This window comes from Pseudomonas putida, assembly GCF_016406145.1.
Classification (GTDB): domain Bacteria; phylum Pseudomonadota; class Gammaproteobacteria; order Pseudomonadales; family Pseudomonadaceae; genus Aquipseudomonas; species Aquipseudomonas putida_E.
In genome coordinates this window covers 1,426,301-1,438,818 of sequence record NZ_CP066306.1, presented here as the reverse complement: position 1 = coordinate 1,438,818, position 12,518 = coordinate 1,426,301, and the positions used below count along the sequence as shown (strand labels likewise).

The 12,518-nt window shown below is 62.9% G+C and carries 13 protein-coding genes; 7 read left to right on the top strand and 6 right to left on the bottom strand.

Annotation, left to right across the window (positions count from 1 at the left end; translation table 11 throughout):
- From ngg to JET17_RS06585, 3 genes are all read left to right on the top strand, one after another.
- A complete protein-coding gene (ngg, locus tag JET17_RS06595; RefSeq protein WP_012313213.1) occupies window positions 1-1,746 on the top strand; it encodes an N-acetylglutaminylglutamine synthetase in 1,746 nt (581 codons plus the stop codon).
- A gap of 73 nt (window positions 1,747-1,819) precedes the next feature.
- A complete protein-coding gene (locus JET17_RS06590; protein WP_012313212.1) occupies window positions 1,820-3,004 on the top strand; it encodes an osmoprotectant NAGGN system M42 family peptidase in 1,185 nt (394 codons plus the stop codon).
- Between the two features lie 61 nt (window positions 3,005-3,065).
- Window positions 3,066-3,293 carry a YheU family protein gene (locus tag JET17_RS06585; RefSeq protein WP_039603187.1) on the top strand — a complete coding sequence of 76 codons (228 nt, stop codon included), beginning with the start codon at window positions 3,066-3,068 and terminating at the stop codon, window positions 3,291-3,293.
- 54 nt (window positions 3,294-3,347) lie between these two features.
- On the opposite strand, the gene csrA is transcribed toward JET17_RS06585, so the two are convergent.
- Both csrA and JET17_RS06575 read right to left on the bottom strand, forming a co-directional pair.
- On the bottom strand, window positions 3,348-3,536 hold the full coding sequence (gene csrA, locus JET17_RS06580; RefSeq protein ID WP_012313210.1) for a carbon storage regulator CsrA: 189 nt from the start codon (window positions 3,534-3,536) through the stop codon (window positions 3,348-3,350).
- 120 nt (window positions 3,537-3,656) lie between these two features.
- Entirely contained in the window at window positions 3,657-4,472 is an 816-nt protein-coding gene (locus tag JET17_RS06575) for an SDR family oxidoreductase (protein ID WP_012313209.1), read from the bottom strand.
- Between the two features lie 206 nt (window positions 4,473-4,678).
- On the opposite strand from JET17_RS06575, the gene JET17_RS06570 reads away from it, so the two are divergent.
- Window positions 4,679-4,831 (top strand): DUF3309 family protein, encoded by a 153-nt coding sequence (locus JET17_RS06570; RefSeq protein ID WP_003252624.1) that lies wholly within the window; start codon window positions 4,679-4,681, stop codon window positions 4,829-4,831.
- Between the two features lie 65 nt (window positions 4,832-4,896).
- On the opposite strand, the gene JET17_RS06565 is transcribed toward JET17_RS06570, so the two are convergent.
- The 3 genes from JET17_RS06565 to JET17_RS06555 form a co-directional block, all read right to left on the bottom strand.
- A complete protein-coding gene (locus tag JET17_RS06565) occupies window positions 4,897-6,561 on the bottom strand; it encodes a cation acetate symporter (RefSeq protein WP_012313208.1) in 1,665 nt (554 codons plus the stop codon).
- Window positions 6,558-6,869: a DUF485 domain-containing protein gene (locus tag JET17_RS06560; RefSeq protein ID WP_012313207.1), complete on the bottom strand. Its 312-nt coding sequence runs from the start codon at window positions 6,867-6,869 to the stop codon at window positions 6,558-6,560. Before JET17_RS06560 ends, JET17_RS06565 begins: the two co-directional genes overlap by 4 nt.
- Before the next feature lie 250 nt (window positions 6,870-7,119).
- Window positions 7,120-7,980, bottom strand: a complete 861-nt coding sequence (locus JET17_RS06555) for a glycine betaine ABC transporter substrate-binding protein (protein ID WP_012313206.1) — start codon at window positions 7,978-7,980, stop codon at window positions 7,120-7,122.
- Between the two features lie 197 nt (window positions 7,981-8,177).
- On the opposite strand from JET17_RS06555, the gene JET17_RS06550 reads away from it, so the two are divergent.
- A complete protein-coding gene (locus tag JET17_RS06550) occupies window positions 8,178-9,743 on the top strand; it encodes a beta-1,6-glucan synthase (RefSeq protein ID WP_012313205.1) in 1,566 nt (521 codons plus the stop codon).
- A 39-nt stretch (window positions 9,744-9,782) separates the two neighbouring features.
- On the opposite strand, the gene JET17_RS06545 is transcribed toward JET17_RS06550, so the two are convergent.
- Window positions 9,783-10,151: a hypothetical protein gene (locus tag JET17_RS06545; protein ID WP_012313204.1), complete on the bottom strand. Its 369-nt coding sequence runs from the start codon at window positions 10,149-10,151 to the stop codon at window positions 9,783-9,785.
- Window positions 10,152-10,346: 195 nt separating this feature from the next.
- Here JET17_RS06545 and JET17_RS06540 point away from each other — a divergent pair, with 195 nt between their 5' ends.
- Window positions 10,347-11,645, top strand: coding sequence for a serine protein kinase PrkA (locus tag JET17_RS06540; protein ID WP_012313203.1), 1,299 nt, complete (start codon window positions 10,347-10,349; stop codon window positions 11,643-11,645).
- Window positions 11,638-12,462 carry a VacJ family lipoprotein gene (locus JET17_RS06535; RefSeq protein ID WP_012313202.1) on the top strand — a complete coding sequence of 275 codons (825 nt, stop codon included), beginning with the start codon at window positions 11,638-11,640 and terminating at the stop codon, window positions 12,460-12,462. Before JET17_RS06540 ends, JET17_RS06535 begins: the two co-directional genes overlap by 8 nt.
- The last annotated feature ends 56 nt before the right edge of the window (window positions 12,463-12,518 follow it).

Sequence of the window (12,518 nt, the reverse complement as noted above, 5' to 3'; positions counted from 1 at the left end):
ATGAAAGCCCATGAAACCGCTTACGGTCAGCGCCTGCTGCGTGGCCAGGCGCCGTCCTACGAGCGCCTGCAGGCGCGCCTGGCCGGCGATGGCAGCGAGCCCCACGACCAGCCGCGTGCGCTGCACTGCGGCTGGGGTCGGCTGCTGATAGGCCACACCTACCCGGACCCGGCCAGCCTGGCCGAGGCGCTGCAGCAGGAACGTCCCGGCGAGCGCGACATCGCGCTGTATGTGGCGGCCCCTCAACAGCTGCTGGCGCAGGCACCGCAGCAGCTGTTCCTCGACCCGTCCGACACGCTGCGGCTGTGGTTCACCGACTACCGCCAGGCGCAACGGGTGTTTCGCGGTTTCCGCATCCGCCGCGCACAAAGCGCCAGCGACTGGCAGGCGATCAACACCCTTTACCAGGCACGCGGCATGCTCCCGGTGCAGCCTGACCTGCTGACGCCACGCCACCAGGGCGGGCCGGTGTACTGGCTGGCCGAGGATGAAGATAGCGGTGCGGTGATCGGCAGCGTCATGGGCCTGAACCACAGCAAGGCGTTCGATGACCCCGAGCACGGCAGCAGCCTGTGGTGCCTGGCCGTGGACCCGCATTGCACACGCCCTGGCGTGGGTGAGGTGCTGGTGCGCCACCTGGTCGAGCACTTCATGAGCCGCGGTCTGGCCTACCTGGACCTATCGGTGCTGCACGACAACCGCCAGGCCAAGCGGCTGTACGAGAAGCTCGGTTTCCGCAACCTGCCGACCTTCGCGGTCAAACGCAAGAACGGCATCAACCAGCAGTTGTTTCTGGGCCCCGGCCCTGAAGCGGGGCTGAACCCGTATGCGCGGATCATCGTCGATGAGGCCTACCGCCGTGGCATCGAGGTGCAGGTGGACGACGCCGCAGGCGGGCTGTTCACCCTCAGCCTCGGCGGGCGTCGGGTGCGTTGCCGCGAGTCGCTGAGCGACCTGACCAGCGCGGTCAGCATGACCCTCTGCCAGGACAAGCGCCTGACCCAGCAAACCTTGCACAATGCCGGCCTGCTGGTGCCGGTGCAGCAACTGGCCGGCAATGCCGACGACAACCTGGCGTTCCTCGACGATCACGGCGCGGTGGTGGTCAAACCGGTCGATGGTGAGCAGGGCCAAGGCGTGGCGGTGAACCTGACCACTTACGAGGAAGTCAGCCAAGCCATAGAACACGCCCGCCGTTTCGACAGCCGTGTGCTGCTGGAGAGTTTCCACCCTGGCCATGACCTGCGCATCGTGGTGATCGGCTTCGAGGTGGTTGCAGCGGCAGTTCGGCACCCGGCACAGGTGGTCGGCGACGGCAAACACAGCGTCCTTCAGTTGATCGAAGCCCAGAGCCGCCGCCGCCAGGCCGCTACGGGCGGTGAAAGCCGCATTCCGCTGGACGACGAGACCGAGCGCACCTTGCGTGATGCCGGTTTCGACTACACCAGCGTACTGCCTGCGGGTCAGCGCCTGGCCGTGCGCCGGACCGCCAACCTGCACACCGGCGGCACGCTGGAGGATGTTACCGAGCGCCTGCACCCGGTGCTGGCCGACGCCGCCGTGCGCGCTGCACGGGCGCTGGAAATTCCAGTGGTGGGCCTGGACCTGATGGTGCGTGATGCCGAACAGCCGGACTACGTGATCATCGAGGCCAATGAACGCGCCGGCTTGGCCAACCATGAACCGCAGCCAACGGCAGAGCGCTTTGTCGACCTGCTGTTCCCGCATAGCCGGGCGTTGGCGTGAATCCATGACGGCCCTATCGCCGGCTTGCCGGCGATAGGGCCCGCCAGAGCATAGCTTTACCCGAGGAGTACCCATGTCTGAACGATACCCCGAGCCGGACCTTGACTACCTCAAGCGCGTCCTGCTGGAGATGCTCGCCATCCCCAGCCCGACCGGCTTCACTGACACCATCGTGCGCTATGTCGCCGAACGCCTGGACGAACTGGGCATTCCCTTCGAGCTGACCCGCCGCGGCACCATCCGCGCCACCCTCAAGGGCCGGCAAAGCTCGCCCGACCGCGCCGTCTCGGCCCACCTGGACACCATCGGCGCCAGCGTGCGCCAATTGCAGGACAACGGCCGCCTGGCTTTGGCCCCGGTGGGGTGCTGGTCGAGCCGCTTCGCCGAGGGCAGCCGGGTCAGTGTATTCACCGATACCGGCGTGTTCCGCGGCAGCGTGCTGCCGCTGATGGCCAGCGGGCATGCTTTCAATACCGCCATCGACCAGATGCCCGTCAGTTGGGAACACGTCGAAGTGCGCCTGGACGCCTACTGTGCCACCCGCGCCGACTGCGAGTCCTTAGGGATTGCCATCGGCGACTTCGTGGCATTCGACCCGCTGCCGGAGTTCACCGACAGCGGCCATATCAGTGCCCGCCATCTGGACGACAAAGCCGGCGTGGCAGCGCTGCTGGCTGCCCTCAAGGCAGTCGTGGAAAGTGGCCGCCAGCCGATGATCGACTGCCACCCGCTGTTCACCATCACCGAGGAAACCGGCTCAGGCTCTGCCGCTGCCCTGCCTTGGGACGTCAGCGAGTTCGTCGGCATCGACATCGCCCCGGTAGCACCTGGCCAGGCATCGAGCGAACACGCTGTCAGCGTGGCCATGCAGGACTCGTCGGGGCCCTACGACTACCACCTGTCGCGCCACTTGCTGAAACTGGCCGGCGACCAGGACCTGCCGGTGCGCCGTGACGTGTTCCGCTATTACTTCAGCGATGCCCATTCGGCGGTCACCGCCGGGCACGACATCCGCACGGCGCTGGTGGCATTCGGTTGCGATGCCACCCATGGTTACGAGCGCACCCACATCGACAGCCTGGCCGCGCTCAGCCGCCTGTTGTCGGGTTACCTGCTCAGCCCGCCGGTGTTCGCAAGCGATTCCAACCCGGCCAATGCCTCACTGGAGCGCTTCAGCCACCAGCTGGAGCACGATGCGCAGATGGAGAGCGATACCCGGGTGCCTGCGGTCGACAGCCTGGTGGGGAACAAGGAGTGAGCCGCAGCGGCCCGGTTTGGCGTAGCATGGGCGCATTCCTTTACCAAACTGAATGCCGCCCATGCTGATCCCCTACGAACACTTGCAAGCCGAAACCCTGACGCGCCTGATCGAGGACTTCGTCACCCGCGACGGCACCGACAATGGCGACGACACGCCGCTGGAAACTCGTGTGCTGCGGGTGCGGCAGGCGCTGGCCAAGGGCCAGGCGTTCATCCTGTTCGACCCGGAAAGCCAACAGTGCCAGCTGCTGGCCAAGCATGATGTGCCGCGCGAACTGCTCGACTGATCAGTACCGGCCTATTCGCGGGGCAACCCCGCGAATAGGCCGGTAAATTCAACCTCAGGCCGAATTGCCCTTGCGCTTCTCCCCCGCCTTTATCCGCTTGTATACCTCTGCCCGGTGCACCGACACTTCACGCGGCGCACTGACGCCAAAACGCACCATGCCGTTGCGTGTTTCCACCACTTTGATCTGAATATCGTCACCAATGTTGATGACTTCGCCGACCTCACGTCCAATGACCAACATGTTCCGGTCCTCCGGCAACAGGGAAAACCGGAGATTGCATGGGGATATCCGGTGACTCAACGGGCCCGCAGCAATTCAGAACAAGCCTACATCGGCAGGTAATTCGCCCTACAGACGGTACTACAATCCGCGCGCTTGGGCCTTGCTACGCATTTTCACCGCCATCTCTGCCATCTCGTCATACAGCCGCTGCGGCGCCTGCTGCTTGAGCTGCCAGGCCTGGCGCCCGGCCTCGTGGGGCAGGATCAGGAACTCACCGGCGTTGACCTGCTGGTGGATGTAGTCGGCAATGTCCGCCGCACTGATCGGCGAGCCCTCCAGCAGTTTGCCCACCTGGGCCTTCATGGCCGGGTTAGGCCCACGGAAAGAGTCGAGCAGGTTGGTCTGGAAGAACGACGGGCACACCACGTGCACTGCCACTTCCAGCTGGCGCAGCTCTACCAGCAGGCTCTCCGACAGTGCCAGCACACCGGCCTTGGCAACGTTGTAGTTGCTCATGCCCGGCCCCTGCATCAGGGCCGCCATCGACGCCACATTGATGATGCGCCCCTTGCTGCGCTCGAGCAGCGGCAGGAAGGCCTTGCAGCCTTTGACCACACCCATCAGGTTGACCGCGATCTGCCAGTCCCAGTCTTCCAGCGACAGCTCGGCGAAGAAGCCGCCCGAGGCGACACCGGCGTTGTTGACGATCACGTCGATACCGCCGAACTTCTCTTCGCAGGCCTGGGCCAGGGCGGTCAGCTGGCTGTAGTCGCGCACGTCGCAGCGCTGAATGAAACCTTCGCCACCGGCACTGCGCACCCGCTCAAGGGTTTCGCGCAGGCCTGGCTCGTTGACATCGGCCAGCGCCAGGCGCCAGCCCTCGCGCGCCCAGCGCAGGGCAATCTCGCGGCCGAGACCGGAACCGGCGCCAGTGATCATGATGCGTTTGTGCATGGTGGCAGGCCTTGTACTGATGGGTGGTGAGCCCAGTCTAATCAAGGCGTTGACGTCAGGGAGGGTTCATCAGGGTAGTGAATGGGTGGGCATGACCACGCGGTCAGTGCCAAGCAAATGGAATCTTTGCCAAGCGGCGCCGGTCCGAATTAACAAGAGGCCAGCTGTTCGAGGCCCTTGACCCCTAACCACGCAAGGACTCCGTCATGACCACGATCCTCATCATCATCCTGATCCTGCTGTTGATTGGTGGCTTACCGGTCTTCCCACACTCGCGCAGCTGGGGCTATGGCCCATCCGGCATCATTGGCGTGGTGCTGGTGATTCTGCTGGTGTTGTTGTTGCTCGGCATGATCTAGCGCTGGCAAACAAAAAAACCGCGCTGCAGCAACAGCTGCAGCGCGGTTTTTCATTGGGGCGTCAATCAGTGCGAAACGGCGCCTGAAGCCCCCAGGCCGGTTTGCGAGCGGACGAACTGCGGGAAGAACAGCGCACGTTCGCTTTCAGCCGCCTTGGACTTGTCGGTGACCGAGAAGAACCAGATACCGACGAAGGCAATCAGCATCGAGAACAGTGCCGGGTACTCGTAAGGGTAAATCGGCTTCTCGTGGCCGAGGATCTGCACCCAGATGGTCGGGCCAAGGATCATCAGTGTCACTGCACTCACCAGGCCCAGCCAGCCGCCGATCATGGCGCCGCGGGTGGTCAGCTTCTTCCAGTACATCGAAAGCAGCAGTACCGGGAAGTTGCAGCTGGCGGCAATGGAGAACGCCAGGCCGACCATGAAGGCGATGTTCTGCTTCTCAAACAGAATCCCCAGGCCGATCGCCAGCACGCCAAGGGCGATGGTGGTGATCTTCGAGACGCGGATCTCGTCCTTGTCGTTGGCCTTGCCTTTGCGCCACACGCTGGCGTACAGGTCATGGGATACCGCCGAGGCACCGGCCAGGGTCAGGCCGGCAACCACCGCCAGGATGGTGGCGAACGCCACCGCCGAGATGAAGCCGAGGAAGATGCTGCCACCCACGGCATCAGCCAAATGCACCGCGGCCATGTTGTTGCCGCCCAGCAGGGCGCCGGCGGCGTCCTTGAAGTCCGGGTTGGTGCTGACCAGCAGGATCGCGCCAAAACCGATGATGAAGGTCAGGATATAGAAGTAGCCGATGAAACCGGTGGCGTAGAGCACGCTCTTGCGCGCTTCCTTGGCGTCGCTGACGGTGAAGAAGCGCATCAGGATATGCGGCAGGCCGGCAGTACCGAACATCAGCGCCAGGCCCAGCGAGAAGGCAGAGATCGGGTCCTTGACCAGGCCGCCCGGGCTCATGATCGCCTCGCCCTTGCTGTGCACCTTGATCGCTTCGGAGAACAGGGTGTTGAAGTCGAAGCCCACGTGTTTCATGACCATCAGTGCCATGAAGCTGGCGCCGGACAGCAGCAGTACGGCCTTGATGATCTGTACCCAGGTGGTGGCCAGCATGCCGCCGAACAGCACGTACAGGCACATCAGGACGCCCACCAGGATAACCGCCACATGGTAGTCCAGGCCGAACAGCAGTTCGATCAGCTTGCCGGCGCCGACCATCTGCGCGATCAGGTAGAACGCCACCACCACCAGCGAACCGGAGGCCGACAGGGTACGGATTTCCTTTTGCCCCAGGCGGTAGGACGCCACGTCGGCAAAGGTGTATTTGCCCAGGTTGCGCAGGCGTTCGGCGATCAGGAACAGAATGATCGGCCAGCCGACCAAAAAGCCGATCGAGTAGATCAGGCCGTCGTAGCCGGAGGTGAACACCAGCGCGGAAATACCCAGGAACGACGCTGCCGACATGTAGTCGCCGGCAATCGCCAGGCCGTTCTGAAAGCCGGTGATCTTGCCGCCGGCAGCGTAGTAGTCGGCTGCCGACTTGTTACGCTTGGAGGCCCAGTAGGTGATGCCCAAGGTAAAGGCGACGAAGGCCACGAACATGGCGATCGCTGCAACGTTCAGCGGTTGTTTCTGCACCTCGCCGGTCAGGGCATCGGCTGCCCACACAGCGGGTGCGAAAACGCCGCAGGCCAGTACGGCCAAGGCTTTGGTGTGGCGAATCATTGTTGCGCCTCCTTGAGGATGGCCTTGTTCAGCTCATCGAACTCGCCGTTGGCGCGGCGCACGTAGATGGCGGTCAGGACGAATGCCGAAATGATCAGGCCGACGCCCAGGGGGATGCCCCAGGTAATCGACGACTCAGGGCTGAGCTTGGCGCCCAGCAGATGAGGACCGTAGGCGATCAGGAGGATGAAGGCGCAGTACAAGCCGAGCATGATCGCCGAGAGAATCCAGGCGAACCGTTCGCGTTTGCTGACCAGCTCCTTGAAGCGGGGGCTGTTTTGTATCGAGAGGTAAATGCTGTCGTTCATTGTTTTTGTCCTAGCAGCACAGATAGGGGATGGAACCCACACCGTCACTTTATGCTGCCTTTGAACGCCAACCAGACGACCTTAGTCTTAGATGCAACGGTGTTTTACAGAATAAGTAACAAAGCGGGGCCGCTGTACGGCCCTTTCGCGACACGAGGCCGCTCCTACAGGAATCGCATAACGCCTGTAGGAGCGGCCTCGTGTCGCGAAAGGGCTGCACAGCAGCCCCGCTTCGGAAAGTTTGAATTCGTTACTTGCCAGTCCACTCCTTGACTCGGTCCGGGTGCTTGGCCACCCAGTCCTTGGCCGCCGCTTCAGGCTTGGCGCCTTCCTGAATCGCCAGCATCACCTCGCCGATCTCATCCTTGGACTGCCAACTGAACTTCTTCAGGAACTCGGCCACTTCCGGCGCCTTGGTCGCCAGCTCCTTGCTGCCGATGCTGTTGACCGTCTCGGCGGCACCGTAGACACCTTTGGGGTCTTCGAGGAACTTCAGCTTCCACTTGGCGAACATCCAGTGCGGCACCCAGCCGGTCACGGCAATGGACTGCTGCTTGGCGTAGGCGCGGCCCAGTTCGGCGGTCATCGCCGCGCCGGAGCTTGCCTGCAGCTTGTAGCCGGTAAGTTCGTAGTCTTTGATGGCCTGGTCGGTCTTGAGCATTACCCCGGAGCCTGCGTCGATGCCGACGATCTTCTGCTTGAAGCTTTCATCGGTCTTGAGGTCGGTAATGCTGTTGGCCTTGACGTACTCCGGAACGATCAGGCCGATCTTGGCATCCTTGAAGTTGGCGCCGTAATCGACCACGTTGTCCTTGTTCTTGGTCCAGTACTCACCATGGGTCACCGGCAACCAGGCCGAGAGCATGGCGTCGAGTTTGCCGGTGGCCACACCCTGCCACATGATGCCGGTGGCCACGGCCTGCAGCTTCACGTCGTAGCCGAGTTTCTGCTTGATCACTTCGGCGGCCACGTTGGTGGTCGCCACGCTGTCGGCCCAGCCATCCACGTAACCGATGCTCACTTCTTTGGCCATGGCCTGAGCAGCGCTCATGGCCAGTACCAGGGCGGTGCCCGCCCCCAGGAGTCGTCGCATTTTTTTCAAAGTTGCCATCAAAGCATCCCCTCGTCAGGTCTCGGAGATTGCATCATGTTCCTGCAACGGAGCCCAACCTGCTCCAAGTGCGACCTGTAACCAAATCCTTTGCGACAGCACTGTGCCATTAGCGGCATCTGCCTGCGCCGTTCTGCGCGATCCTTGCATGCCAAAGGATTGGCGCCGGGCTACTATCTAACGCTTTGCGCCTGACGATGGACCGCCTGATGCCCAGCCCTGCCCGCCTGCTGCTACCGCTGTACCTGTTCGCCTGCCTGTTTGCCCTCTCAGGGCTTGGGGCGCTCTGGTACACGCTCGGCAAGCCGATCCTGCTACCGGACGCTGCCAGCCCCACGCACAAATTACAGTGTGCCTCCTACACCCCGTTCGACAAGGACCAGTCGCCTTTCGACCAGCCTTTTCGCTTGCGCCCGGCGCGCATGGACGCTGACCTGGCGCTGTTGGCAGAACGTTTTCAGTGCATCCGCACCTATTCCATGACCGGCATGGAGGCGATTCCGGCACTGGCGCGCAAGCATGGCCTGAAGGTGATGCTCGGGGCATGGGTCAATGCCAACCCGGTCGATACCGACAAGGAAGTGGATTTGCTGATCGCCGCCGCCAACGCCAACCCGGACGTGGTCAGTGCGGTGATCGTGGGCAACGAGGCGCTGCTGCGCAAGGAAGTGACCGGCGAGCGCCTGGCCGCGCTGATCGGCAAAGTGAAAAGCCAGGTCAATGTACCGGTGACCTATGCCGATGTCTGGGAGTTCTGGCTGCAGCACCCGCAGGTGGCGCCAGCGGTGGACTTCCTGACGATCCACCTGTTGCCCTACTGGGAGGACGACCCGCGCGGTATCGAAGATGCCCTGGCGCATGTCGCTGATGTGCGTCGGGTGTTCGGTACGCGCTTTGCGCCCAAGGATATCTTCATTGGCGAGACCGGCTGGCCCAGCGAAGGCCGCCAGCGCGAAACCGCTGTGCCCAGCCGGGCCAACGAAGCACGCTTCATCCGCGGCTTCGTCGCCATGGCCGAGGCCAATGGCTGGCACTACAACCTGATCGAAGCCTTCGACCAGCCGTGGAAGCGCGTCAGCGAAGGCGCGGTGGGCGGCTACTGGGGCCTGTACGATGCCGACCGGCAGGACAAAGGCGTACTCGAGGGCCCTGTGAGCAACCTGCACCACTGGCCCCAGTGGTTGTTGGCAAGCGCGGTGTTGATGGTAGTAATGCTGGTGTTCGCAGGGCGCCCTGGCACCGCAACCGGGGCGTTGCTGTTGCCGTTGCTGGCGGCGTTTGGCGCTGGCTGCCTGGGGCTGTGGGGTGAATTGATGCGTATCCACGCAAGGTTTGCCGGGGAATGGCTGTGGGCAGCGTTGCTGGCGGGGCTGAATCTGCTGGTGCTGGCCCATGCACTGCTGGCGCTGGCGCGCCGGGCTGGCTGGCGGGAGCGTTTGTTTGCCTGGCTCGAGGCGCGCGCTGGGTGGTTATTGGTGGCGGCAGGCTTTGCGGCGGCAGTGAGCATGCTGGCGATGGTGTTCGACCCGCGTTATCGCAGTTTCCCTACGGCAGCGCTGGCGTTGCCGGCGCTGGTTTACCTGCTGCGCCCGGTGGTGGCAGCACGGGCAGAGGTGGCGTTGCTGGCGTTTATCGTCGGGGCCGGTGTGATGCCGCAGCTGTACCGGGAAGGGCTGGAGAATCAGCAGGCCTGGGGTTGGGCGGTGGTCTGTGTGCTGATGGCAGCGGCGTTGTGGCGGAGTTTGCGGGTGCGCAAGGCTTGATACCGAGGTGCCGGCGAATGGGCTGCATGGCAGCCCCTGTCAGCCGCGACGCGCTTGCCGTACCAGCCGTAACCCCGCCAGCACCACCGCAAACACCGCAATGCTGGCGGTATACAGCACCAGCGCCGGGATGCTGAACACCAGCGCCAACACCGCCAGCCACCAACCGCTGCGCCCGCCAAGCACCTGCGCCAGCAACGCCAGCGCAAGCCCGGCCCAGGCCATCACCTGAAAGTGAATCCCCAGCCCCAGCATCGAGCGCACCTGGCACTGCCAGTGCTCACCCGGTACGGCGCAAAGGCCGACCCACTGCGCATCTTCCATCAACCCGTAGCGCACGCCGTAACTGGCAGCCAGCCACAAAGCGAGAAACAGCAAGAGCAGCGCCGCCGGCAAGGTACGAGACATCCCGTTCTCCAATAGCAGTAATCGAAACAAGCCATGATCGCCCAAGGCCCGTTGTAAGGCAAAATCACAATCCTGCAGCTATGTTGCAGATAACAAGCACACCAAAGGCCACCGCACTTGGCAACTTTGCCAAGGCACTTGTGGTCCTAGCCTGCGTAGCGCAGTACCTTGCTCGCGTTCTTTCTGGGGGATTACATGCTTCGATATTGGCGCCTAGCCGCCCTTCTTGGCGGCCTGCTCATGACTGTGGCCGCTTCTGCGCGCGACATCGACGCCGCAACCTACGGCTTCCCCTTGACCAACCCGTTCGAGGCGACGATCGCCACGACGCCGCCCGATCAGCGCCCAACGCTGCCCAGCGACGACGAGATCGACCAGAGCGACTACAGCCTCAATTTGCGCCCGGAGCGTGAATTCACCCTGCCCGACAACTTCTGGGCAGTGAAAAAGCTCAAGTACCGCCTGGCTCGCCAGGACCATGAAGCGCCGCTGATCTTCATCATCGCCGGCACCGGCGCGCCGTATTCGAGCACCATCAACGAATACCTGAAAAAACTGTTCTACCAGGCCGGTTACCACGTGGTTCAGCTGTCGTCGCCGACCAGCTACGACTTCATGAGCGCCGCCTCGCGCTTCGCCACCCCGGGCATCAGCCGGGAAGACGCCGAAGACATGTACCGGGTGATGCAAGCCGTACGTGCCCAGCACCCGCGCCTGCCGATCAGCGAGTACTACCTCACCGGGTACAGCCTGGGCGCGCTGGACGCGGCGTTCGTCAGCCACCTGGATGAAACCCGTCGCAGCTTCAACTTCAAGCGTGTGCTGCTGCTCAACCCGCCGGTCAACCTGTACACCTCGATCAACAACCTCGACAAACTGGTGCAGACCCAGGTCAAAGGCATCGACCGCAGCACCACGTTCTATGAGCTTATGCTGGAAAAGCTCACCCGCTATTTCCAGGACAAGGGCTACATCGACCTCAACGAGGCCCTGCTGTATGACTTCCAGCAGTCGCGTCAGCACCTGTCCAACGAACAGATGGCAATGCTGATCGGCACCTCGTTCCGCTTCTCGGCGGCCGATATCGCCTTCACGTCGGACCTGATCAACCGGCGTGGCCTGATCATCCCGCCGAAGTACCCGATCACCGAGGGCAGCAGCCTCACGCCGTTCTTCAAGCGTGCCCTGCAGTGCGACTTCGACTGTTACATGACCGAGCAGGTGATCCCGATGTGGCGCGCCCGCACCGACGGCAACAGCATCCTGCAACTGGTCAACCAGGTGAGCCTGTACGCGCTGGAGGACTACCTGCGCGACAGCCCGAAAATCGCCGTGATGCACAATGCCGATGATGTCATCCTCGGCCCGGGCGATATCGGCTTCCTGCGCAAGGTGTTCGGCGAGCGCCTGACCCTTTACCCCCATGGCGGCCATTGCGGCAACCTCAACTACCGCGTCAACAGCGACGCCATGCTGGAGTTCTTCCGTGGTTAACAAATTCCTCTTCGCCACCGCCCTGCTGTTTGCCGGCAATGCCCTGGCCGCGGAAACCGCGCCGCGCACCAGCGTGATCGAGTCCGACCCTCAGGTAACCGCCGAACCCTTGGCCCCCGAAGCCGACGGCTTCATCGACCCGCTGCGCGAACTGAAATTCAACCCAGGCCTGGACCAGCGCGAATTCGAGCGCTCCACCCTGGCGGCGCTCAACATATACGACCCGCTGGAGTCGCTGAACCGGCGCATCTACCACTTCAATTACCGCCTGGACCAGTGGGTGCTGCTGCCGCTGGTGGATGGCTACCAGTACGTCACACCCAGGTTCGTGCGCACCGGGGTGAGCAATTTCTTCAATAACCTGGGCGATGTGCCGAACCTGTTCAACAGCGTGCTGCAGCTAAAGGCAAAGCGTTCGGCAGAGATCACCGCACGGCTGATGTTCAATACCATCATCGGTGTGGGTGGGCTATGGGACCCGGCGACCAAGATGGGCCTGCCGCGCCAGAGCGAGGATTTTGGCCAGACATTGGGGTTCTATGGCGTGCCTGATGGGCCGTACATCATGCTGCCGGTACTGGGGCCATCCAACTTGCGCGATACCACCGGGGTGGTGGTGGATTACGCCGGCGAACAGGCGATCAATTACCTGAATATGGCCGAGGTCAGCACCGATCATCCGGAAATTTTCCTGCTGCGCGCGGTGGACAAGCGCTACACCACCAAATTCCGCTACGGCCAGCTCAACTCGCCGTTCGAGTACGAGAAGGTTCGGTATGTGTATACCCAGTCGCGCAAGTTGCAGATTGCCGAATAATTTACTGCCTGCACAACCGCTGTAGGAGCGGCCTCGTGTCGCGAAAGGGCCGCACA